This window comes from Sagittula sp., assembly GCF_052825245.1.
Genome location: NZ_JBRBWD010000010.1, coordinates 1 through 21,973, shown reverse-complemented (window position 1 = coordinate 21,973; position 21,973 = coordinate 1). Strand labels below are relative to the sequence as shown.

General features: G+C 59.9%; 19 protein-coding genes. 18 read left to right on the top strand and 1 reads right to left on the bottom strand.

The annotated features are described in order from the left end of the window. Window positions 1-22: 22 nt before the first annotated feature. The 15 genes from ACU0DV_RS02785 (at window position 23) to ACU0DV_RS02715 (ending at window position 17,615) form a co-directional block, all read left to right on the top strand. Window positions 23-1,414, top strand: coding sequence for a phenylacetate--CoA ligase family protein (locus tag ACU0DV_RS02785; RefSeq protein WP_271109768.1), 1,392 nt, complete (start codon window positions 23-25; stop codon window positions 1,412-1,414). Further along, on the top strand, window positions 1,411-3,018 hold the full coding sequence (locus ACU0DV_RS02780; protein ID WP_088652161.1) for an acyl-CoA carboxylase subunit beta: 1,608 nt from the start codon (window positions 1,411-1,413) through the stop codon (window positions 3,016-3,018). Before ACU0DV_RS02785 ends, ACU0DV_RS02780 begins: the two co-directional genes overlap by 4 nt. A gap of 10 nt (window positions 3,019-3,028) precedes the next feature. After that, window positions 3,029-5,035, top strand: a complete 2,007-nt coding sequence (locus ACU0DV_RS02775; protein WP_009803515.1) for an acetyl/propionyl/methylcrotonyl-CoA carboxylase subunit alpha — start codon at window positions 3,029-3,031, stop codon at window positions 5,033-5,035. Window positions 5,036-5,039: 4 nt separating this feature from the next. Continuing rightward, entirely contained in the window at window positions 5,040-5,999 is a 960-nt protein-coding gene (locus ACU0DV_RS02770; RefSeq protein ID WP_027264398.1) for a hydroxymethylglutaryl-CoA lyase, read from the top strand. 12 nt (window positions 6,000-6,011) lie between these two features. After that, the gene (locus ACU0DV_RS02765; protein ID WP_446273472.1) at window positions 6,012-6,926 is read left to right on the top strand and encodes an SDR family NAD(P)-dependent oxidoreductase; all 915 of its coding nucleotides are present in this window, start codon (window positions 6,012-6,014) and stop codon (window positions 6,924-6,926) included. After that, the gene (locus tag ACU0DV_RS02760; protein ID WP_027264396.1) at window positions 6,926-7,720 is read left to right on the top strand and encodes a citryl-CoA lyase; all 795 of its coding nucleotides are present in this window, start codon (window positions 6,926-6,928) and stop codon (window positions 7,718-7,720) included. Before ACU0DV_RS02765 ends, ACU0DV_RS02760 begins: the two co-directional genes overlap by 1 nt. Window positions 7,721-7,723: 3 nt before the next feature. Next, window positions 7,724-8,887 carry an acyl-CoA dehydrogenase family protein gene (locus ACU0DV_RS02755; protein ID WP_027264395.1) on the top strand — a complete coding sequence of 388 codons (1,164 nt, stop codon included), beginning with the start codon at window positions 7,724-7,726 and terminating at the stop codon, window positions 8,885-8,887. Window positions 8,888-8,898: 11 nt separating this feature from the next. Then, window positions 8,899-9,738 carry an FAS1-like dehydratase domain-containing protein gene (locus ACU0DV_RS02750; RefSeq protein WP_027264394.1) on the top strand — a complete coding sequence of 280 codons (840 nt, stop codon included), beginning with the start codon at window positions 8,899-8,901 and terminating at the stop codon, window positions 9,736-9,738. A gap of 212 nt (window positions 9,739-9,950) precedes the next feature. Next, the gene (locus ACU0DV_RS02745) at window positions 9,951-10,730 is read left to right on the top strand and encodes an ABC transporter ATP-binding protein (protein ID WP_446273471.1); all 780 of its coding nucleotides are present in this window, start codon (window positions 9,951-9,953) and stop codon (window positions 10,728-10,730) included. Between the two features lie 4 nt (window positions 10,731-10,734). Continuing rightward, complete coding sequence (locus tag ACU0DV_RS02740) at window positions 10,735-12,732, top strand: AMP-binding protein (RefSeq protein WP_223228100.1); 1,998 nt, start codon at window positions 10,735-10,737, stop codon at window positions 12,730-12,732. Between the two features lie 15 nt (window positions 12,733-12,747). Beyond that, window positions 12,748-13,632: a branched-chain amino acid ABC transporter permease gene (locus ACU0DV_RS02735; protein ID WP_027264391.1), complete on the top strand. Its 885-nt coding sequence runs from the start codon at window positions 12,748-12,750 to the stop codon at window positions 13,630-13,632. Window positions 13,633-13,635: 3 nt separating this feature from the next. Continuing rightward, a complete protein-coding gene (locus tag ACU0DV_RS02730) occupies window positions 13,636-14,688 on the top strand; it encodes a branched-chain amino acid ABC transporter permease (protein WP_027264390.1) in 1,053 nt (350 codons plus the stop codon). Window positions 14,689-14,722: 34 nt separating this feature from the next. Next, the gene (locus tag ACU0DV_RS02725) at window positions 14,723-15,961 is read left to right on the top strand and encodes an ABC transporter substrate-binding protein (protein WP_027264389.1); all 1,239 of its coding nucleotides are present in this window, start codon (window positions 14,723-14,725) and stop codon (window positions 15,959-15,961) included. A 61-nt stretch (window positions 15,962-16,022) separates the two neighbouring features. Further along, on the top strand, window positions 16,023-16,814 hold the full coding sequence (locus ACU0DV_RS02720) for an ABC transporter ATP-binding protein (RefSeq protein WP_027264388.1): 792 nt from the start codon (window positions 16,023-16,025) through the stop codon (window positions 16,812-16,814). Between the two features lie 12 nt (window positions 16,815-16,826). Continuing rightward, a complete protein-coding gene (locus ACU0DV_RS02715) occupies window positions 16,827-17,615 on the top strand; it encodes an SDR family NAD(P)-dependent oxidoreductase (protein WP_027264387.1) in 789 nt (262 codons plus the stop codon). Window positions 17,616-17,640: 25 nt separating this feature from the next. Here the strand turns inward: ACU0DV_RS02715 and ACU0DV_RS02710 are convergent, their stop codons facing one another. Then, complete coding sequence (locus ACU0DV_RS02710) at window positions 17,641-18,744, bottom strand: CaiB/BaiF CoA transferase family protein (protein WP_036051655.1); 1,104 nt, start codon at window positions 18,742-18,744, stop codon at window positions 17,641-17,643. A 113-nt stretch (window positions 18,745-18,857) separates the two neighbouring features. On the opposite strand from ACU0DV_RS02710, the gene ACU0DV_RS02705 reads away from it, so the two are divergent. From ACU0DV_RS02705 to ACU0DV_RS02695, 3 genes are all read left to right on the top strand, one after another. Beyond that, window positions 18,858-19,646, top strand: coding sequence for an enoyl-CoA hydratase/isomerase family protein (locus tag ACU0DV_RS02705; RefSeq protein WP_027264385.1), 789 nt, complete (start codon window positions 18,858-18,860; stop codon window positions 19,644-19,646). Window positions 19,647-19,662: 16 nt separating this feature from the next. Beyond that, the gene (locus ACU0DV_RS02700; protein WP_027264384.1) at window positions 19,663-20,901 is read left to right on the top strand and encodes a thiolase family protein; all 1,239 of its coding nucleotides are present in this window, start codon (window positions 19,663-19,665) and stop codon (window positions 20,899-20,901) included. 16 nt (window positions 20,902-20,917) lie between these two features. Beyond that, window positions 20,918-21,973 (top strand): acyl-CoA dehydrogenase family protein (locus ACU0DV_RS02695; RefSeq protein WP_446273470.1); only part of this gene is annotated, 1,056 nt, incomplete at its 3' end.

Here is a 21,973-nt window from a genome sequence, read left to right as displayed (position 1 = left end):
TCTGCCCGACATGGAGAACGACATGCAATTTGGAATGCGCTTCAGGCGGCAGGATGCCGCCGACAAGGTAAATGATCGCTTCTGGCACACGATCGAGGGCACACCGCTCGACGAGGTGCGCCGTATTCAGGAAGAGCGGCTGCGCGATCAGATGGCGTATCTCAAGGCGAACTCGACCTTCTATCAGGAAAAGTTCGCCGAGGCCGGTGTGGACTTCGACGATATCCGCACCATCGCAGACCTGCAAAAACTGCCCTATACCTACAAGACCGAGATCCGCGAAAGCCTCGCTGCCGAGCCGCCCTTTGGCAAGCACCGTGCCGCGCCCATGTCGGACATCATCCAGATGCAGGCCTCGTCGGGCACGACCGGCAGCCCCTCATATGTGGCCCTGACAGAATCCGACGCCGAGATGTGGCACGAGATGACAGCGCGCTGCTTCTTTGCCAATGGCGTGCGCCCCGGCGATATGGTGTTGCACGCGTTTTCGCTGGCCAAGGGCTTTGTCGGCGGCATCCCCGTGATGCAGGGGTTGCAGTACATGGGCGCAATCGACGTGCCTGTGGGGGCGGATGGCGGTGCCGAACGGCTGCTGCGTGCCTGCGCGGATACGCGCCCGCGCTGCATCGTTGGTGCTCCGAATTTCGTTCTGCACCTGGCCGAAAAAGCGCCCGAAGTGCTGGGCTGCAAGGCTAGTGAGTTGGGCGTGGAACAGGTCATCGTCGGTGGCGAACCCGGCGGCGGCATCCCTGCTATCCGCGCCAAGATCGAAGCGGCCTGGGGCGCGAAATGCTGTGAGATGCTGGGCGGAACCGATCTGGGCGTGACTTACTGGGCCGAGTGCGACGAACAGTCGGGAATGCATATGGTCAACATGGACTATATCATCACCGAATTGCTCGATCCCGATAGCGGCAGGATCATTCCCTGGGAAAAGGGCGCCGAGGGCGAGATGATCTATACCGCGATCGGCCGCCAGGCGAGCCCGCTCGTGCGGTTCCGGTCAGGCGACTATATCGAGGTCATCGACACCGAATGCGCCTGCGGGCGCACCGGCCCCAAGATCCGCTGCACCGGTCGCACCGACGACATGCTGATCGTGCGCGGGGCCAATGTATTCCCGTCCGCCATCAACAGCGTAATCACCGAGATGGTGCCAGACACCAATGGCGTCATGCGGATCGTCGCTGATTTCGAGGGCCACACCACGCAGGGCGCGCTGACGGTGATTGTCGAACGCGGCCCCGGTCGTGATCCGGCCGATGACGCCGCCCTCAAGAAGAAGATCGAGCAACGCCTGCGCGACGCGCTTGTCTTCAAGGCCGACGTTCACCTGGTGGCGGCTGACACTTTCGAAAAACCCGGCGCCGCCAAGGTCGCCTTTGTTCTCAGGGAATATCCGAACCTGCCATGACCAAAATGAAATCCCTGCTTGATACCGGGTCCGACGACTTTCGGGCAAATGACGCACACTACCGTGAAAAACTCTCCGATCTGCACGCGCTGCGGCTGCTGCAACGTGTCGGCGGCCCCAAAAAGGCGCGCGACCGGCATGTGGAGAAGGGCAAGATCCTGCCGCGGGAACGGATTGAACGCCTGATCGACCCGGGCACACCATTTCTGGAACTCGGAGAACTTGCCGGGTTGAACAAATACAATGGCGTGCCGCCGGGCGCGGGCATCATCACCGGGATCGGTGTGATCGAGGGCCGTCAATGCATGATCATCGCCAATGATGCCACGGTAAAGGGCGGCACCTATTTCGGCATGACATCGCGCAAACATGTGCGGGCGCAGAAGATCGCATGGAAGAACCGTCTGCCCGTTATCACCCTCGTGGACTCCGGCGGCGCCTTCCTGCCGGATCAGGAAAACATCTTTCCCGACGAAGGCCAGTTCGGGTCCATCTTTCACCAACAGGTTGGCATGTCCGGCGATGGTGTGCCGCAAATCGCCGTGGTCATGGGGCCCTGCACTGCGGGTGGTGCCTATATCCCCGCGCTCTGTGACGAAGTGGTGATCGTGCGCGGTCAGGGCTTTATGTATCTGGGCGGACCGGAATTGACCTTTGCCGCAACCGGCGAAAAGGTCGAAGCCGAAGAACTGGGTGGCGGCAAGATGCATTCGTCCGTCTCCGGCGTGACCGACCATTTGGCTGAAGATGACGCCCATGCTCTGGCCATCACGCGCGAAATTGTCAGCCATCTTGGCGAAAAACCCCAACCCCGCAAGACGCCCGAAGCGCCCCGTGCGCCCGCCTACCCGGTCGAAGAGATTTATGGACTCATCAGCCGCGACCCCAAGGTACCGACCGACAACCGCGAAATCGTGGCTCGGTTGGTCGATGAGAGCGATTTTCACGAATTCAAACCGCTTTATGGCGACACGATCATGACCGGCTGGGGTCGCATCCACGGCCACGAGGTCGGTATTCTCGCCAATACAGGTGTGCTTTTCGTCGAAGCCGCGCTGAAGGCCACGCATTTCATCAATCTCTGCGTGCAGCGTGATATTCCGCTGCTGTTCCTGGCCGATGTGAACGGCTTCATGGTCGGGCGCGAGGTCGAGCAGATGGGCATCGCAAAAGCCGGTGCGAAGATGATCACGGCCATGTCTTCGGCCCGGGTGCCGAAATTCACAATCATCACCGGTGGCTCTTACGGGGCCGGATACCTGGCGATGCTGGGCCGCCCGTTCCAGCCGGACGCAATGTTCGCCTGGCCGACGGGACGGTCGGCGATCATGGGGCCGGAACAGGCCGCCAGCGTGCTAGCTCAGGTCCGCGCGCAGATCAACGAACGCGAAGGCAGAAACTGGACCGCCGAGGAGGAGGAGGCCTTCAAGGCACCGATCCGCGAGGAATACGAAGATTTTCAGGGAGCCTATAATTTTGCTTCCAACCTTTGGATCGACAGCGTGATCGAGCCCTGTGAGACCCGTGACGTCATGGCGCTGATGCTAGATGTGACATCGCGCAGACCCAAGGTCGAGACCAACTTCGGCGTGTTCAGGATGTGAGGAGCGAACCGTGAAAATCAAAACGCTTCTGATCGCCAACCGCGGCGAAATTGCCTGCCGGATCGCGCGCACTGCGCGGGCCAGCGGTATCACACCTGTCGGCATACATTCGCAGGCCGACGCCAATGCCCTGCATGTCCGCGAGATCGGCAAATCTGTCTGTATCGGCGGCGGACCGGCCTCCGAAAGTTACCTGAAGATCGACGCGGTGATTGCCGCCGCGCAATCGGTGGGCGCGGATGCGATCCATCCCGGTTACGGCTTTCTGGCCGAAAACCCCGATTTTGCCCGCGCGGTCGAAGCCGCCGGCATGATATTCATGGGGCCGACGCCGGAAACGCTGGAACGTTTCGGCGACAAGGCCAGCGCCAAAGAGGCCGCCGTGGCGGCCAGCGTCCCGGTGATTTCGGGCGCCGAAGGTGCGCGGTCCGATCCCGAGCAGATTGCCGAGGAGGTGCGCCAAATGGGCCTGCCGGTGCTGCTCAAGGCTGTCGGCGGCGGTGGTGGGCGAGGGCAACGGCTCGTCACCGACGAAACCACGCTGGTCGAGGACATCGAAGGCGCGCTGCGCGAAGCAAAATCCACCTTCGGTTCCGAAGGGCTGCTGTTGGAGCGTTTCCTGCCCGAGGCGCGCCATGTCGAAGTGCAGATCGCAGGTGACGGCAAGGGCCATGTGGTGCACCTGTTCGAACGCGATTGCACGCTTCAGCGCCGTCACCAGAAGGTCATCGAGGAAGCCCCGGCCTGGGGATTGCCGCGCACGCTTCTGGACGACATCGCGCGCGACGCGGTGCGCCTCGGTGAAACGCTGGACTATCGCGGGCTGGGCACGGTCGAATTTCTGGTCGCGGGGGACGAATATTTCTTTCTTGAGGTGAACCCGCGCATTCAGGTGGAACATCCCGTCACCGAAGCGATCACCGGGCTGGACCTTGTCGCGCTTCACCTGCGCATTGCCGAAGGCGCGGGCCTCGGGCTGGTGCAGGAGGATCTGGCGATCAACGGCCATGCGGTCGAGGCACGGCTATACGCCGAAGATCCGGCGATGCAATTCGCCCCGTCGACGGGTACGCTCACCACGCTCAGCCTGCCATCGGGCCTGCGTATCGACAGCGGCGTCGAGGAAGGCGATGCCGTCACGCCCTACTACGACCCGATGATCGCCAAGCTGATCGTGCACGCGCCCGACCGGGAAACCGCATTGGCACGTCTGGCCACGGCGCTTGATCATGTCGCGGTCGAAGGTGTCGAAACCAATCGCGCCTTTTTGACGGCGCTGGCGCGAAACCATGAATTCGAACGGATGCAGGTGCATACCCGCTGGATCGACGGCAGGCTGGATGAGCTGACACAGGCACCCGGCCTGACCCGCCCCGATCTGTGGAAAGCAACCGCTGCCATTCTCTTCGTGACCCAGTCGCGCAGCGACACAAACGCCAATCCCTGGACCAACCGTGATGCCTTTACCGGCTGGCGGCTTGGACTGGGCGGCGATGCGATGGAAGCGGGGCAGCGCGTGACGCTTACCGATTCTGACGAGGTATCCGAGGAATTGCGCGTCAGTCCTGTCAAACCGGGTGCCAGATACACCGTCTATTCGGAAAACGGCGAGGCGCTGACACTGTCGGCACGCGAAATCACGCCGGGCCGTTGGCGCCTGAACGAGGGCGACACTGTCCACCTGATCGAGGCACGTCTGCATGCCGGCGTGATCGAACTGGGCACGCCCGAAGGCCGCCTGGTTTTCCGCCCCGCCGCGCCCCTTGCCTTTGCCGGCGGCGATGCCGCGGCGGATCGCGCCGTGACCTCTCCGCTGACCGGCATGATTGTCGAAATCAAGGTCTCCGATGGTCAGAGCGTGGCCGAAGGCGACGTGGTTGCGGTCATGGAATCCATGAAACTCGAAATCTCGATCCGGGCGGCCGCGGCCGGGATCGCCAGCCACATATCCGTCTCGAATGGAGACATGGTCGACCGGGGCCAGGTCATCGCCGAGATTCTGCCATCCGAGGAGTGATGAAATGAGCGACTTTCCCAAATTCGTAGAATTTCGTGAAGAAGGCCCGCGTGAGGGTTTTCAGATCGAAAAGAAGATTTACCCGATCGAAGAGCGGATCGAACTGATCGACATGCTCAGCGAAACCGGCTTGAAACGCATTCAGGTCGGCAGCTTTGTCAGCCCGAAATACGTTCCTCAGATGGCGGACACCGGCGAGTTGTTCCAGCGTATCAAGCGCAAACCGGGCGTGAACTACACATCGCTGTGGCTGAACGACAAAGGGTTTCGCAAGGCCCTGACCGCGCATGAGGTCGATATCGACCCGCGTCTGCTGTTCTATCCTTCCGAAGCATTCGCCCAATCGAACAACAATTGTTCCTCGGCCGAGATGCGGGAAAAACAACGTGACTGGGTCCGTCTTTACAAGGAAGAGGGATATACCGTCGACGCGGCCTATGTGATGACCGCTTTCGGCTGCAACCTCGAGGGCCCCATCCCCCAAGAACGCATCTTGGACGATTTCCGCTTTATCCTTCAGCTATGCGAAGAAGAGAACATCCCCGTGCCGATCCTCGTGGTCGCCGACACCATGGGTTGGGGAAACCCCGAGGCGGTCAAACGGATGATCGGCGCCCTGCGCGAATTGGCGCCCGAGGCGCGCATCGGTATGCACATCCATGACACACGTGGGCTGGGGATCGCCAACGTTTATGCGGCCCTGTCGATGGGCGTGGACATGTTCGAAAGCTCCGTCGCCGGTCTTGGCGGCTGTCCTTTCGCGGGCCACGGCCACGCGCGCGCCGCAGGAAATGTCTGCACCGAGGATGCAGTGTTCCTGTGTCACGAGCTCGGCATCGAAACCGGCATTGATCTGGACAAGCTGATCGCAGCGGCGGTCAAAGCAGAAGAGATCATCGGTGTGCCGCTCATGGGCCGGGTCATGCACACCGGCGGGTTGGACAAATACCGCAAGTCACGCTGAGGGAGCAAGAAGATGACAAAAGCACTTGACGGAAAGGTCGTTCTGGTCACCGGGGCCGGCGGTGGGATCGGGCGTGATATCGCCTTGATGGCAGCTACCGAAGGCGCCGCCGTGGTGGTCAATGATCTGGGCGCATCCCTGAAAGGCACCGGTCAGACAGAATCTGCGGCGCAGAAAGTCGTCGAAGAGATCAGGGCCGCTGGGGGCGATGCCATTGCCGATGGCGGCTCTGTCACCGATCCCGATGCCGCGCGCGCGATGATCGAAGCCGGGGTCAAGGAATTCGGTCGCATCGACGCGGTGGTAAACAACGCCGGCATTCTGCGCGACGGTTACTTCCACAAGATGACCTATGAGGATTTCGACGCGGTGGTGAAGGTCCATCTTTATGGTGCCTTCAATACCAGCCGCGCGGCCGCCGACTATTTCCGCGAACAGGAAAGCGGCGCGCTCGTGCACATGACCTCGACCTCGGGGCTGATCGGCAATCTGGCGCAGGCGAATTATTCGGCGGCAAAGCTGGGCATCGCGGCCTTCTCGAAATCGGTAGCGCTCGACCTGAAACGCTGGAACGTGCGGTCAAACTGCATCGCGCCCTTCGCCTGGAGCCGGATGATATCGTCGATCAAGACCGACACGGAGGAACAGAAGGCGCGGGTCGAGAAGGTCAAGAAGATGACCCCCGCCAAGGTCGCGCCGATGGCCTGTTACCTGATGAGCGACCGCGCGGCGGATGTGTCGGGGCAAATCTTTGCAGTGCGGATGAACGAGATATTCCTGTTCAACCAGCCCCGCCCGCTCCGGTCCGTCCACTCCGGTGACGGCTGGACCGCCGATGAAATCGCCGAGCGCGCCATTCCCGCGCTCAAATCGCAATTCACACCGCTCGAAGTTTCGGCGGATGTCTTTTCGTGGGATCCGGTCTAATGGGAAAACGCAAAGAAAAAATCAGCTCCGACATTGCCTGGAGCACCCCCGACAAGATCTGCGTGCGCGGGCTCGACTTGCCGAACGAAATCCTCGGCCACATGAACCTGGGCGATCTGGCCTTTCTGCAATTGACGGGCCGCAAGGCCACGCTCGAGGAAAGCCGCGTCTTCAACGCCATCATCATCACCCTTGTCGAACATGGCATCACGCCATCGGCCCTGGCGGCGCGGATGACCTATATGGGGGCGCCGGAATCGCTTCAGGCGGCTGTGGCGGCTGGCTTGTGTGGGCTGGGCACCGTCTTTGTCGGTTCTATGGAAGGTGCCTCGAAAATGCTTTACGAGGCACTGCCACAGGACAAGTTGGGCACCGGTGTCGATCTGGATGCGCTGGCCGTCGAGACGGTGGAAAAATTCCGCGCCCGCAAGATGATCGTGCCGGGGCTCGGACATCCGGTGCACAAGCCGGTCGATCCGCGCACACCTCGCCTGTTCCAGATCGCTGCCGAGAACGGCAAGTCCGGTGAATACATCGAGTTGATCCAGAAAATTCAGGCCGTTGCCGAAGAAAAATCGGGTAAGATGCTGCCGATTAACGCCACCGGGGCGATCGGAGCAATCTGCTGTGAATTTGGCTTCCCCTGGAAGATCGTGCGGGGCTTTGGCGTCATGGCACGCGCCATCGGTCTGGTCGGTCATATCCTCGAAGAGAGCGAAAACCCGATTTCCTATGAGCTTTGGCAGCGTGCCGAGCAGGAAATTCTTGAAACGTCGGGTTCAGGAGCGAAGTAACCGATGCAGACGTCAGCCCCAGACACTCACACCGATCTGCGCGACGCCTTGCGCGCACTTTGCGCGCAGTTTCCGCCAGAATATCATCGCAAGTTCGGCGAGGATGAAACCTACCCCGAGGAATTCGTCGATGCGCTGACCCGCGAGGGCTGGCTCGCCGCGATGATCCCAGAAGAATACGGCGGCTCGGGTCTGGGCCTGACGGAAGCCTCGATCATCATGGAGGAGGTGAACCGCTGCGGCGGCAACGCGGGCCATTGCCACGGGCAGATGTACAATATGGGCACGCTGCTGCGGCATGGTTCGGAGGAGCAGAAACAGAAATATCTGCCCGGCATCGCCAGCGGCGAATTGCGCCTGCAATCCATGGCCGTGACCGAACCGACCACCGGCACCGACACCACCAAACTGAAGACCACGGCGGTGAAAAAGGGCGACCGGTATGAGATCAATGGCCAGAAGGTCTGGATCAGCCGTATCCAGCATTCCGACCTGATGATCCTGCTGGCACGCACCACGCCGCTGGCCGAGGTCAAGAAGAAATCGCAGGGCCTGTCGATCTTCATGGTCGATCTGAAAGAGGCGATCGGCAACGGCATGGAGGTCCGCCCCATCGCCAATATGCCCGGCCACGAAACCAATGAAGTGTTTTTCGACAACCTGGAAATCCCCGCCGAGAACCTGATCGGGACCGAGGGGCGCGGATTTTACCATATTCTTGACGGGCTGAACGCCGAACGTACCCTGATTGCGGCGGAATGTATCGGTGATGGATACTGGTTCGTCGACAAGGCCCGCACCTATGCCGGCGACCGCATGGTCTTTGACCGCCCCATCGGCCAGAACCAGGGCGTGCAATTCCCTATCGCCAGGTCCTATGTGAACATCGAGGCCGCCAATCTGATGCGCTTTGAAGCCTGCAGGCGGTTCGATGCTGGGCTGGATTGCGGAGCACAGGCGAATATGGCCAAGCTGCTGGCTTCGGAGGCCAGCTGGGAAGCGGCCAATGCCTGCATCCAGACCCATGGCGGCTTCGGTTTCGCACGGGAATACGATGTCGAGCGCAAGTTCCGCGAGGCGCGCCTCTATCAGGTCGCCCCGATCTCGACCAACCTGATCCTGTCATATGTCGGAGAACATATCCTCGGCATGCCAAGATCGTTCTGAAGGCCAGGATTATGGGTGAGATCGACCTTGACGCGCTGGCGCCCTGGCTGGGACGCACCGAGACTAAAGAAGACGTTCTGACGGAGGGGCTGATCGACAAATTCCGCGCCACGCTCGGTCCGCATCTTTGGGACGGATCAGGCGATGTCCCGCTGGGAATTCATTGGTGCATTTCCCTTGATACCGTGCCAGCGACCGCCCTGTCAGAAGACGGCCATGCCGCAAGGGGTGGATTCCTACCCCCTGTCCCGCTGCCCGCCCGGATGTGGGCCGGCGGCGATGTTAAACATATCGCGCCGCTGAAAATCGGCGAAACCATCACCCGGCGCTCTTCGATCAGGGATATTGTGGCCAAGCAGGGCCGTAGTGGACCATTGGTGTTTGTGACCGTCGAACATGAGTATCTGAGTGGCAACCGGCTTTGTATCCGGGAGCAGCAAACGATCGTTTATCGTGAGATTTCCACCCCCCGCACGGGCGAGAGCGCAGCTGACGCGGGTGACCCCACCACGCTTAGATCGACGCTGACACCGGATCCTGTTCTTCTGTTTCGCTATTCGGCGCTGACGTTCAATGCCCATCGCATTCACTATGATTACGTCTACGCCACCGAAACCGAAGCCTATTCCGGGCTTGTTGTGCATGGCCCATTGCAGGCCACGCTGCTTCTGAATCTGGCGGCGGATGCGTTGAAAACATCGCCCCACCGGTTTTCGTTCCGCGGCCTCGCGCCACTCACCCTGCCCTGCGAATTGCAACTGCACAATGAAGAGACCGGCACCTCCGGGACAGTCTGGTGTCAGGATCAAAACGGTCTTCGAAGCTTTTCCGCAGAGTACGCGGCTGTCTGATCGGTTTCCTTTGGTAGCGGATTCAGTTGCTGACCAATTTTTCTAACATCTGTTAGGCTGCGCGGAGAGACTTGGTAAAATAGACCAGGCAAACCTCTGAATTAAGAGGTGGGAGGAGGAACGATGCGAGGAAAACTCGTAACCAACGGAAAACCGTGCGGTCAGGCTATGCGTGCCTCCATGAGGTGTTGGGGAAAAGCACGGGTTGTAACATGACCACGAATAACGGGCACGTATCGTCACCGCTTGCGGTGCGTGGCGCAACTTTGAAATTTGGCGGTGTGACCGCGCTCGACGATGTGAGCATCTCCGTGGCCGACGATGAATTGCTTGCAATTATCGGTCCGAATGGTGCCGGAAAAACATCACTTCTGAACGTGACTGCGGGCTTCTACCGTCCGCAGAAGGGCCGTGTCGAATTGTCCGGGCAGGACGTGACCGGCCTGCGTGTTGACCAGATCGCCGGGCGCGGTCTGGCGCGGACGTTTCAGGGCACCCATCTTTTTGCCGGGCAGACGGTGGTGGAAAACATTATGATCGGCCGCCACATGCTGATGAAATCGAATGTAGTCCAGGCCTTTTTCCAGTTCGGTCCCGTGATGCGCGAGGAATCGGAACATCGTGAAGCCGCAGAGGAGATCATCGATTTTCTCGAGATCGAGGCAATCCGCAACCGGCCCGTGGGCACGTTGGGGTATGGGTTGCGCAAGCGTGTCGATCTGGGCCGTGCATTGGCGCAGGAACCGTCGATCCTGCTGATGGATGAACCGATGGCCGGCATGAACTCGGAGGAAAAAGAAGACCTGGCGCGCTTCATTCTCGATGTGCGCGAGGCGCGCAAGATTCCGGTAGTTCTGGTGGAGCACGACATGGGCGTCGTGATGGACCTTGCCGACCGGATCGTGGTGCTGGATTTCGGGCGGGTCATCGCCGAAGGCACCCCGGAAGAAATCCAGAAGGACCCGGCTGTCATAAAGGCATATCTGGGGTAGCGGCATGGTCAAACAACGGACAGCAATGGTCTTTTCGGACCCAGCAGTGACACATAGCGAAACCCTGCCGCAGGTTTTGCTCGCGCGAGCGACATCCACACCGACCAACCTCGCCGAACGGCACAAGCGCCTGGGCATCTGGCGTGAATTCACCTGGGCCGATGTTCTTGACAGGGTTCGCGCCCTGGCTCTCGGGTTGGAGAACCTGGGCTTGTCGGCTGGCGAATCCGTCATGATGATTGGCGAAAACGAACCCGAACATTTCTGGGCTGAATACGCCGTCCAGTCGTTAGGCGGCAAAGTCCTGTCTGTCTATCCGGATCAAAACGCTGAAGAGATTCTGTATCTGGCCGAAGACTCGCAAACGCGGGTTTTTCTGGCGCAGGATCAGGAGCAGGTCGATAAATGCATCGAGATTGCGGGCAAGTACTCGGGCGCCCTGGCGGTCGTTTACTGGGACGATTCCGGTCTGTGGGGCTATGATCATCCCCTGTTGCATTCGTTTGAAAGTGTGAGCGCGGCAGGGCGTCAGATCCACGCCAAGGAACCCGCCAGATTTGAAGAACACGTAAAACGTGGACGGGCGGACGATACCGCCTTGCTGTCCTATACTTCGGGGACCACGGGAAAACCCAAGGGCGTTGTCATCAGCCATCGCTACCTGTTCGACAATTGCTCGCGGGTGATGGGGGCAATCGAAATCGCGCCGGGCACCGAATACCTGACCTACATTTCGCCTGCCTGGGTCACGGAACAGATTTTCGGCCTGTCGATCGGTTTGATCGCGCCCATGGTCGTCAATTTTCCCGAAGGCCCTGAAGACGTACTGACCAACATTCGCGAACTGGCGGTTGATGCACTGGTGTTCAGTCCGCGCCAGTGGGAAAACCTCGCCTCCATCGTTCAGGCCCGGATGCTGGGCGCGGGCAAGTTCCGCAATGCGATGTACAATTGGGGCATGAAGGTTGGCCGCAACGTTTACGTCGAGCGGCTGGAAGGGCGTAGCCCCAGCCTTGCCGCACGCCTGCAGCTTCCCTTTGCCGAAGCTCTGGTGCTGCATCACCTGCGCGACAATCTTGGCCTTGGTAAGGCCAAAAACGCAATGAGCGGCGGCGCCCTGATGGCACCTGACGTCTTTCGTATGTTCCACGCGATGGGGGTTAAGCTGCGCAACGTGTATGGCGCGACCGAAATCGGCCTTCTGACCGCGCATGTCGGCGAAAGCTATCAGCTGGAAACCAGCGGCAGCTGGATGCAAAGCAACACGAACTACGGCGAACCGCTGGAATACAGGGTCTCGGACGAAGGGGAGCTTCAGGTGCGTGGCGGATCGGGCTTCGGCGGCTATCACGGCAAGCCCGAAAAGACCGCAGAGGTGCTGACCGAAGACGGTTGGTACAAGACCGGTGATGCGGTCTCGATGACCGACGACGGCGAGCTATTGTTCTTTGACCGTGTCAAGGACATGCGCCGCCTGGCAAACGGTCACAGCTATCCGCCGCAGTTCATCGAAACGCGGTTGCGGTATAGCCCCTTCATCAAGGACCTCATGACATTGGGCGACGAACGCCGGAATTTCGTCAGCGCGCTTATCAATATCGATATGGAAGTTCTCGGGCGTTGGGCGGAAGAGAACAAGATCAGCTTTTCGACCTACACCGATCTGTCGCAGAAACCCGAAGTTCTGGACCTTATCAAAGGCGAAGTGGCGCGCATCAATGCGCTCCTGCCCGAAGGCTCGCGCGTGGCACGTTTTGCGAATTTTCCCAAGGAACTCGACCCGGATGAAGGCGAGTTGACCCGCAGCCGAAAGCTTCGCCGGGCCTTTCTGGAGGAACGGTATGCCAAGCTCGTCGAGGCGATCTATGCTGGCGATGACGAGACAGATCTCGAAATCGCTGTGACCTATCAGGACGGTCGTCAAGGCGTTCTCAAGACCACGGTTCGCGTGTCGGATGTTGAAAACGCATCGAAGGCTGCCAAGCGGCAGTCCAAATCTTAAAGGAGGTCGGCGACAATGGTCTATTTCATCAATGACATCATTACCGGGGCTTTGATCGGCCTTCTGTATTCGCTGGTGGCCATGGGCTTTGTTGTGATTTATCGCGCCAGCAAGGTGTTCAACTTCGCGCAGGGCGAGCTTGTGATCATCGGCGGGTTCATCGTCTGGTTCACAACGATGCAAGCGGGGCTTAGCCTTTGGTTGTCGATACCCCTTTCGCTGGTTCTGGCCGGGCTGGTCGGGTACGCAATCGAACGGATTTTCCTGACAAAGCTGATCGGTGAATCGGTTTTCTCGATGGTCATGGTCACCGTCGGTCTTCTGATCCTGCTGCGCGGTCTGGTGCTGCTTGTGTTCGGTCCCGCCGTGCGGCCCTTCCCGATCATTTTCCCGCTGAAACCCTTGTTCCTCGGCGACATGTTGATCCCGATGAACCTCCTGATAGGCGGGATCATCACCATTGTCGCCGCCGTCGGCCTGTCGTGGTTCTTCAACCGGACCCGGTCCGGCCTGCGGATGACCGCCGTGGCGGAAGACCACGTCGTGGCCTCCTCGATGGGCATTTCGGTGAAAGGCTCGATTGCCTTTGCCTGGGTTCTCGGGGCAATCCTGTCCACAATTGGTGCGATGATCTTTCTCAGCGGCAAATCGCTGACCTTCCTGGCCTCGGATATCGGGTTCGCGGCCCTGCCGGTGGCGCTGTTTGCCGGGCTGGAATCCATCGGCGGGCTGATCCTTGCGGGCGTGATTATCGGCATCGTCCAGAGCCTGACAACCAACTATCTTGACCCGCTGATCGGAGGGTCACTGGGCAGCGTTGTCCCCTATATCATCATGCTTGCCATTCTGCTGATCCGACCGACCGGCCTGTTCGGCTGGCGCACAATTGAACGGGTGTAATCCATGGACCCTTCCGGCGTATTCCCGACAAGCTATCGCAGTGACAGACGTTTGATCCGAACGCGCTGGCAGTTTCTGGCCCTCGTCGTATTCATGGCTCTACTGCTGTTGGCGCCTTACCTGGTGAGCAGCCGTATCATCGCTATCCTGAATATGATGATGATCAGCGCCGTCATCGCCGTCGGGCTTCAGATCTGCACCGGCTATGCGGGCCAGATCAACCTGGGTCAGGCGGCTTTCATGGGGGTCGGGGCCTATACGGCCTCGATACTGGCCTCGAAGACCGGCCTTACGTTTCTGCTGACCATTCCTCTGGCCGGGCTCTCGGCTGCGCTGTTCGGCTTTCTCTTTGGCTTGACCGCGGCGCGGATCAAGGGGTTCTATCTGGCACTGACCACGATTGCAGCTCAGTTCCTGTTCCACTTTGCCGTATTGAACCTGCCGTCTACCTGGCTGGGTGGATCGAACGGTATCACCGTGCCCCCGGCCGAGCTTTTCGGGCTGCGATTTGTCAGCGAATCTTCGCAGTTCTATCTGAATTTCGCGGTCACCGCGATCATGGTGGCGGGCGCGTTCGGGATCGTTCGGTCACGCTTCGGCCGTGCCTTCGTGGCGGTCAGGGATGATGACGTGGCCGCGGGTATAATGGGGATCAATGTCGCGGCCACAAAGGCAAATGCCTTCCTGATCGGCGCTTTCTATGCGGGCGTCGGCGGGGCGCTTTGGGCCTATCTGATCCGCTTCGTGGGGGTAGACCAGTTCACCCTGTTTCACTCGATCTTCTTCGTCGCGATGATCATCGTCGGCGGGATGGGTTCAATCGTGGGGGCCCTGATCGGCGTCTTCATTATCCGCATCATCCAGGAAATTATCGCGACGGTCGGCCCCAATATCGCCGACTCGGTATCATTCCTTGGCGGTGACATCGTGTTCGCTGGCATGAATGTCGTTCTTGGCGGCGTGATCGCATTGTTTATGATCCTCGAACCCAAGGGGCTGATGCACCGCTGGAACATCCTGAAGTCGTCATACCGTATCTGGCCGTTTCCTTACTGAGAAATAGAGCGGCTCTAAACCTGGGAGGAAGAATATGACTTACCAATCGAATCGAGGTCTTCGCGGCTTTCTGGCTGCGGCTGCCTTGGCGGCCGCGGCGACCATGCCTTTGAAGGCGCAGGCCGAAGAGACCTATAATCTGGCCCTGCTGTCGGACTTTTCCGGCCCTTATGCTGACATCATGCCCATTCTGGCCGGCGGACGTGAGGCTGTGTTCACCTGGTGGAATGAAACCCGCGGCAAGGAACTTGGCGTCACGCTGAACTACAAAAACTACGAAACCCGCTATGACGCGGCACAGGTGGCAAGTCTCTGGCCCGGGATCAAATCGGAACTGGACCCGATTGCGGTTGTCGGCCTCGGCGGGCCCGACGTCGCGGCCCTTTCCGAACGCCTGCCGGAAGACAAAATCCCGATGTTCATGGCCACAGCGGCCTACGGTTTTGCCTGGCAACCGGATGCCTGGATTTTCAACCCACGCCCGACCTATTCGCACGAAAGTGTCGGCTTTCTGAACTGGATGCGTGAACAGCGCGGCGGAGACGAACCGCTCAAGGTTGCGATCCTCGCCTCAGAAGCATCGCCTGCCTATGTCGACATGGCAAAGGGCATTGAACTCTATGCCGAAGAGCACCCCGAGGAGATCGACCTCGTCGAGGTCATCTATACCGAAGTTCAACCCACCGATCTGACGGGGCAAATGCGCCGCGTTGTACGAGCCGGGGCCGAGGTGCTGGTAATCCAAACGAACACCTCTATCGTGGTTGCCGCGAAACGTGGGCTGCAGGCCAACGGGGCGAACATCCCGATCATGATGAGTTCGCATAACGGGCTTCCAGCCTCGGGTAGCGCGCTTGGCGGGCTTGAGCAAATGGAGGGGGACTTTGAAGCCTACGGCATGGTGATTGCGGCCGATGAGGACACTCCCGCGCGACAATTCTACGAGACATTGGTTGCCGATTACGGACTCGAAGCACCTTGGAACGTCGTGACCGCAATGGGCGTATCTCAGGGTCTCTATACCGTGACCGTGATCGATCACGCGATCGAGGCGAACGGCGCCGAGGGCCTGACCGGAGAGATGGTACGTGAGGCGCTTTTTGCCAAACCGATCACCACCGAAGAAACCCATGGGTTCCTGCCGACCTTGTCCTTTACGCCAGAAGCACCGTTCCCATTGGAAGGCCTCAAAGTGAATGTGGGCACCGTCAAAGATGGGAAAATCACCATCGCGGCAACGGGTGTCGACGTTCCGCAAGTTGAGAAATGGTGAATTAATCCGGGCGCCGCAGTCGCGGCGCCCGTTCTGATCCTTAGCCCCGGGCAATATGACCATGCTGGAACTCAACAACGTAGAGGTGACATATTCCGACGTCATCCTGGCGCTCAAAGGCGTGTCCATGACAGTCCGTGCGGGACAATGTGTTGCTCTGCTCGGTGGCAATGGCGCAGGAAAAAGCACGACGCTTAAAGCCATCTCGGGAACGCTCAAATCCGAGGATGGAACCGTTTCGGCGGGGTCCATCGTTCTGGACGGAACTCCCATTCAGAACATGGAAGCCTCGGAAGTCGTGAAGAACGGTCTCATCCATGTGATGGAAGGGCGGCGCGTTTTGCGGCATCTGACGTCAGAGCAAAACCTGATCGTCGGCGGGCACATGGTGCCCAACTCCGCCGAGCTGAAAAAGCGCCTGGACCATGTTTACACCTTGATGCCCCGGCTTGCGGACCTGCGCAACCGCACCTCTGGCTTCATGTCTGGTGGCGAACAACAACTGCTGCTGATCGGCCGGGCCATGATGGCCAGCCCCAAGATCATCGCGATCGACGAACCGTCGTTGGGATTGGCCCCGATGATGGTCCGGGATGTTTATGAAGTGCTCAAGCAGCTCAAGTCAGAAGGCACGACCTTCTTCCTGGTCGAACAAAACAGCGCCGCGGCGCTATCGATCGCCGACTATGCCTATGTGATGGAGAACGGCCGGATCGTGATGGACGGCCCTGCCGACAAGCTCGCTGACAACGAGGACATCAAGGAATTCTATCTCGGCGTAACCGCATCGGGCGAGCGCAAAAGCTATCGAGATATCAAACACTATCGCCGCCGGAAGAGATGGCTGGGATAGAAAGGAGCGAAGATGAGTAACCTGCTTTCCATCAAAGGTCGTACCGCATTTGTAACCGGAGCGGGGCAAGGCGTTGGTCGGCAAGTCGCGCTTTATCTGGCGGAACACGGAGCCGGTGCCATCGTTGTCAACGATTTTCACGCCGAACGGGCCGAAAGCGTTGCCGCGGAAGTGGAGGCAGCGGGTGCAAAGGCTCTGCCGCTCGCCTTCGACGTCTCGGATTTCGACGCGGTTGGCGCGGCGTTTGCCGAAACGCAGACCACATTTGGCGGCGTGGATATTCTGGTCAACAATGCGGGCAACGCCGGGCCGACATCGCGGCTCGACGATCTGGTCCCTTTTTGGGAATCCGATCCCGATGAATGGCGCCGCTGGATGGCCACCAATTTCGATGGGGTGCTGAACTGCACCCGTCACGCCATGCCGTTGATGGTTAACAGTGGCTATGGGCGCATTGTGACCGTCATTTCCGACGCCGGCCGTGTCGGTGAACCGCATCTGGCGGTTTATTCCGGGGCCAAGGCCGGTGCGGCCGGCTTCATGCGGGCAATTGCAAAGGCCGGCGGCCGGTTCGGGATCACCGCGAATTGCGTCGCCTTGGGGGGCACAAGAACTCCGGCTGTCGCCGACCTGATCCCGGATGCAGAGACCGAGAAGCGGGCATTGTCGCAATACGTGATCCGCCGTCTGGGCGAGCCGGAAGACCCCGCCGGAATGATCCTGTTCCTCTGCTCGGATGCTGCCAGCTGGATCACCGGACAGACCTATCCAGTGAATGGTGGGTATTCGTTTGCCTGCTAGAGTAGACATCGACCAACCGCCGCCTCTAGGTGGCGTCGTCCGAAAAAACGCTGTCATTATCTGCCCCGAGTTCAGGGGGCAGATTCGGTGTTGCGGTTTCGAAGCCATCAAATTTCAACGGCTGGACAATAAAAGTCTCGGCCTTGCCGCCGTCATGCGTAATCTTGCGCAGCAGCTGGCGCGCACGCACATGGGGGTCGTCCAACGTTTCGACCAGGGAATTGACCGGACCCCATGGCACCCCCGCCTTATCCAGAAGGTCGCCCCATTCGGCGCGCGTCTTGCCAACCAGAATCGCCGCGATTTCTTCGCGCAGCGCGGCCTTGCGGGCGACACGGTCGCGGCCTGTCAACGGCGCAAGATCCGCCCTGTCGATCACATCGCAGAACGGTTTCCAGAACCAGTCCTCATGCGCGATGGACAAGGTCAAGAGCTTGCCGTCTTTGCAGGTGAACACGCCATAGCCCGGCTCGGCGATAAATTCGCCCAGCGGTGTTCCATTGGCGGCGGGAACGAGGAATGCGGTCAACATCGAAACCACCGCATCCGACATGGACACGTCCACGTAACGCCCCTGCCCTGTGCGCTGGCTCGACACCACCGCCGACAGGATTGCGATCGCCGCGAACAACGCCGCGCCAACATCCGCAAGGGGGATCGGCGGCACAGGGCCGGGCTGCTTTGCATCGGCCTGATCGGCCAGCAAACCGCCAACCCCTTCATAGCTCAGGTCATGGCCAGCCCTGTCACGATAGGGGCCGTCCTGCCCGTAACCCGAAATCGATACATAAACCAGCCGCGAGTTGACACTACGCATGTCCTCGAAACCGGCACCCAAGGCCGCAAGCTTGCCAGGGCGGAACCCTTCGACGATGACATCCGATTCCTTGGCCAGTTCGCGAAACCGTGCCAGCCCCTCGGCCGATTTCAGATCCAACGCAACGCTGCGCTTGCCTCGGTTCAGTGCCCGGAACAAGGGCGGAAATTGCCGGGCCGGATCACCGATGCCCGGGCGTTCAATCATGATCACCTCGGCTCCCATGTCGGACAACAGCATTGTGGCATAGGGACCGGGAAACTGTTCGGCAAGGCTGAGGATTTTCAGGCCGGCCAGGGGTGCAGTGCTCATATCAATCTCCAGTTCTTTTGTTTTCCACGTGCGGGTCCGCCCGAGTGCAGCGTAAATCGCCGCAAAAGACAAGGCGAAAAACCAATAATATGTATAATTATCAGGAGCTTAGCATGAGTGAGGCAAAGCAGACGCTATTCGTTGAGCGGGTCGCAAAAACTGAATGGATTACCTTCCAGCGCACCGAACAGCTCAACGCAATGTCAACGCAGATGCTGCGCGAGATGGCGGCAGCACTGGAATCGGCGCTGGCCGACGATGGGGTGCGTACAATTGTCCTGACCGGCTCTGGCCGGGCATTCTGCGCCGGTGCCGATCTGAAAGAAGTTGCTGGCGCCAAACATGCACCAGGCGAGCCGGATCTTCTGGATCTTGTCGATCACACGTTTGGGCTTATGCGACATGGCCCGAAACCGGTGATCGCCGCAGTGAACGGGCTGGCGATGGCGGGCGGTTTGGAAATGGTGATGGCCTGCGATCTGGTCTTTGCCGCCGAAAGCGCGCAACTGGGCGACGCACATTCCAACTTTGGCGTCTTTCCCGGGGCCGGCGGTGCGGCGATCCTGCCGCGTAGGATTGGCCTGAACCGCGCGAAATACCTGCTGTTCTCGGGCGAGAACGTTTCGGCACGGGACATGATGGACTGGGGACTGGTGAACAAGGTCGTCGCGGACGAAGACCTGCGACAAGCGGTGCAGGCCTTTACCGACAGGCTGGCAGAAAAAAGCCCGGCGGTCTTACGCCGCATGAAGACGGTTTCCAATCGGTCGCTGGACGTGGACGAAACCGCCGCGCTTTCCGAAGAGATGCTGAACCTGCGCGCGCACATGCGATCCTGGGACATGCACGAGGGTCTGTCGGCGTTCAATGAAAAACGAAAACCGCAGTTTCGCGGATACTAGGTCAGGAGGACAAACGATGCAGGACATTTACATCGTTGGCATCGGGATGACGCCGTTCGGAAAGTTCCGGGACAAAACCATCAAGGACATGACCGGCGAGGCCGTCGCCGCCGCGCTTTCCGATGCCCGAGTGACGGCAGATCGTATCGACGGCGCATTCTTCTCGAACGCGGTGCAGGGCCACATGGAGGGCCAGCACATGATCCGCGGCGAAATCGCGCTGCGTGAAATGGGCATTCAGGGCATTCCGGTGGTGAATGTCGAAAACGCCTGCGCCAGCGCCTCGACCGGGTTCAAACTGGCAGTCGATTTCCTCAAGGCCGGCAATGGCGACTGCTGTCTCGCCGTGGGCGCCGAAAAGATGTATTCTGACGACCGTGCGTTGATGTTTTCGGCCTTCGACAGCGGCTGGGACGTCAGCAACAGCGAAGAGGTCGCGCAACGGCTGGCCGATCTGGGTGCAGGGGTCGAGGAACCCGAAGGATCGAAATCGCCCAAGCCCTACAGCGTGTTCATGGATGTCTACGCAGGCTTCGCCCGGCTGCACATGAAGACCTTTGGCACAACTCAGGAACAGTTCGCCGCCGTCGCCGCCAAGAACCATGCGCATTCCGTGCATAATCCACTGGCGCAATACCGAGAAGCCATGAGCGTCGATCGGGTATTGGCCGCGCCGCCGATCACCTATCCGCTGACCCTGCCGATGTGCGCCCCGATCTCGGACGGGGCCGCTGCGGCCGTTTTATGCACCGGCGAGGGGATAAAACGTCTGGGCCTAGATCCCGCGCGCGCGATCAAGGTCAAGGCCGCGATCCTGCGCTCGGGCACCGATCGTCCGCCGGAAGATTACAAGAACCACCTGACCCGGCTTGCCGCGCTTGAGGCCTATGAACAGGCCGGGATCGGCCCCGAGGATATATCGGTGGCCGAAGTGCATGACGCCACGGCCGTGGGCGAAGTGATCCAGATCGAGAACCTCGGATTTGTCGAATTCGGCGAGGGCGGTCCCGCCAGTCTGCGCGGCGAGACAAAGATCGGTGGACGCATTCCGGTGAACCCCTCGGGCGGGTTGGAATCCAAGGGCCACCCGGTCGGTGCCACAGGGATAGGGCAGGTTTTCGAACTGGTCACGCAACTACGCGGCGAAGCTGGCGCGCGTCAGGTCGAAGGGGCAAAGAACGCCATCGCCGAAAACGGCGGGGGGTTGCACGGGGTAGAAGAAGCGGCCGCCTGCGTCACCATTCTGGGCCGTTGAAACAAGGAGACGAACCATGGAAAACGTGATCGCCGCCGCTCAGGCAATCTATACAGATGAGCAACGCATGTTGCTGGAAAACTTCCGCAAGATGGCCGAGGCAGAGTTCGCGCCGCTGGCCGAGAAATACGAGAACCTCGGCCACCCCCCCGATGCGAAAACCCTGAAGTCCCTGTTCGCCAAGGTCGAGGAATTCGGGCTGATCAGCGGCCTGATCCCCGAAGAGGACGGCGGTGCCGGAATCGACCGCATGACCTATGGCATCCTATACGAGGAACTGGCCCGGATATGGGCCGATCTGGCAATCGCGGTGCTGATTCAGGGTCATGCCGTGTTCGCGGTCAACCTCTTGGGAAATGTGGCGCAGAAAGAGGCCTATCTGAAGCCGCTCCTGCGCAGCGAACGGATCTGTGCCACCTGTATTTCCGAACCAGAGGTCGGTTCGAACGTACGCGAGGTCAAGACACGTGCGGACCGCGAGGGCGATAAGATTTTCGTCACTGGCCAGAAGCTCTGGATTTCCAATGGGGCCCAGTCGGATTTCGCCATCGTTGTCTGCAATCTGGACGACGGTATTTCCATGGTCATCGTCGACCGCGATACCGGCAACTACGAGAGCCGCGAATTGCGCAAGCTGGGGCTTGTCGGTGCATCGACCTGCGAATTGTTTTTCGACCGTGCCGAAACCAGCGCTGACCATGTTCTGGGTAATGCAGGCGGCGGCCTGTTCCAGACATTGAAACTGTTTGAGAGCGCTCGCGTGTTTGTCGGCCTGACGAGCATTGGCATAGCGCAGGCGGCGTTGGAATGTGCCGTCAAATATGCGCAGGATCGCCAACAACATGGTAAGCCGATCGGCGGGCACCAGTTGATTCAAGGCTACCTGGCCGACATGGCCACGCACCTGGATGCCGCGCGCCTGTTGTGCCAGCGCGGGCTGCAACTTCTGGACCTGGGCGTGCGCTGTGACACCCAGACCTCGATGGCGAAATGGTATGCAACCGAAATGGCCGTCGAAATCGCCGGCAAAGCGGTGCAGATCCACGGCGGCAACGGCATCACCAAAGAGTTC

Bases quoted from the DNA above. Each gene is read 5' to 3' on its own strand.
- ACU0DV_RS02785 (WP_271109768.1), top strand. From the start codon at position 23: ATGCAATTTGGAATGCGCTTCAGGCGGCAGGATGCCGCCGACAAGGTA.
- ACU0DV_RS02780 (WP_088652161.1), top strand. From the start codon at position 1,411: ATGACCAAAATGAAATCCCTGCTTGATACCGGGTCCGACGACTTTCGG.
- ACU0DV_RS02770 (WP_027264398.1), top strand. From the start codon at position 5,040: ATGAGCGACTTTCCCAAATTCGTAGAATTTCGTGAAGAAGGCCCGCGT.
- ACU0DV_RS02765 (WP_446273472.1), top strand. From the start codon at position 6,012: ATGACAAAAGCACTTGACGGAAAGGTCGTTCTGGTCACCGGGGCCGGC.
- ACU0DV_RS02760 (WP_027264396.1), top strand. From the start codon at position 6,926: ATGGGAAAACGCAAAGAAAAAATCAGCTCCGACATTGCCTGGAGCACC.
- ACU0DV_RS02755 (WP_027264395.1), top strand. From the start codon at position 7,724: ATGCAGACGTCAGCCCCAGACACTCACACCGATCTGCGCGACGCCTTG.
- ACU0DV_RS02750 (WP_027264394.1), top strand. From the start codon at position 8,899: ATGGGTGAGATCGACCTTGACGCGCTGGCGCCCTGGCTGGGACGCACC.
- ACU0DV_RS02745 (WP_446273471.1), top strand. From the start codon at position 9,951: ATGACCACGAATAACGGGCACGTATCGTCACCGCTTGCGGTGCGTGGC.
- ACU0DV_RS02740 (WP_223228100.1), top strand. From the start codon at position 10,735: ATGGTCAAACAACGGACAGCAATGGTCTTTTCGGACCCAGCAGTGACA.
- ACU0DV_RS02735 (WP_027264391.1), top strand. From the start codon at position 12,748: ATGGTCTATTTCATCAATGACATCATTACCGGGGCTTTGATCGGCCTT.
- ACU0DV_RS02730 (WP_027264390.1), top strand. From the start codon at position 13,636: ATGGACCCTTCCGGCGTATTCCCGACAAGCTATCGCAGTGACAGACGT.
- ACU0DV_RS02725 (WP_027264389.1), top strand. From the start codon at position 14,723: ATGACTTACCAATCGAATCGAGGTCTTCGCGGCTTTCTGGCTGCGGCT.
- ACU0DV_RS02720 (WP_027264388.1), top strand. From the start codon at position 16,023: ATGCTGGAACTCAACAACGTAGAGGTGACATATTCCGACGTCATCCTG.
- ACU0DV_RS02715 (WP_027264387.1), top strand. From the start codon at position 16,827: ATGAGTAACCTGCTTTCCATCAAAGGTCGTACCGCATTTGTAACCGGA.
- ACU0DV_RS02710 (WP_036051655.1), bottom strand. From the start codon at position 18,744: ATGAGCACTGCACCCCTGGCCGGCCTGAAAATCCTCAGCCTTGCCGAA.
- ACU0DV_RS02705 (WP_027264385.1), top strand. From the start codon at position 18,858: ATGAGTGAGGCAAAGCAGACGCTATTCGTTGAGCGGGTCGCAAAAACT.
- ACU0DV_RS02700 (WP_027264384.1), top strand. From the start codon at position 19,663: ATGCAGGACATTTACATCGTTGGCATCGGGATGACGCCGTTCGGAAAG.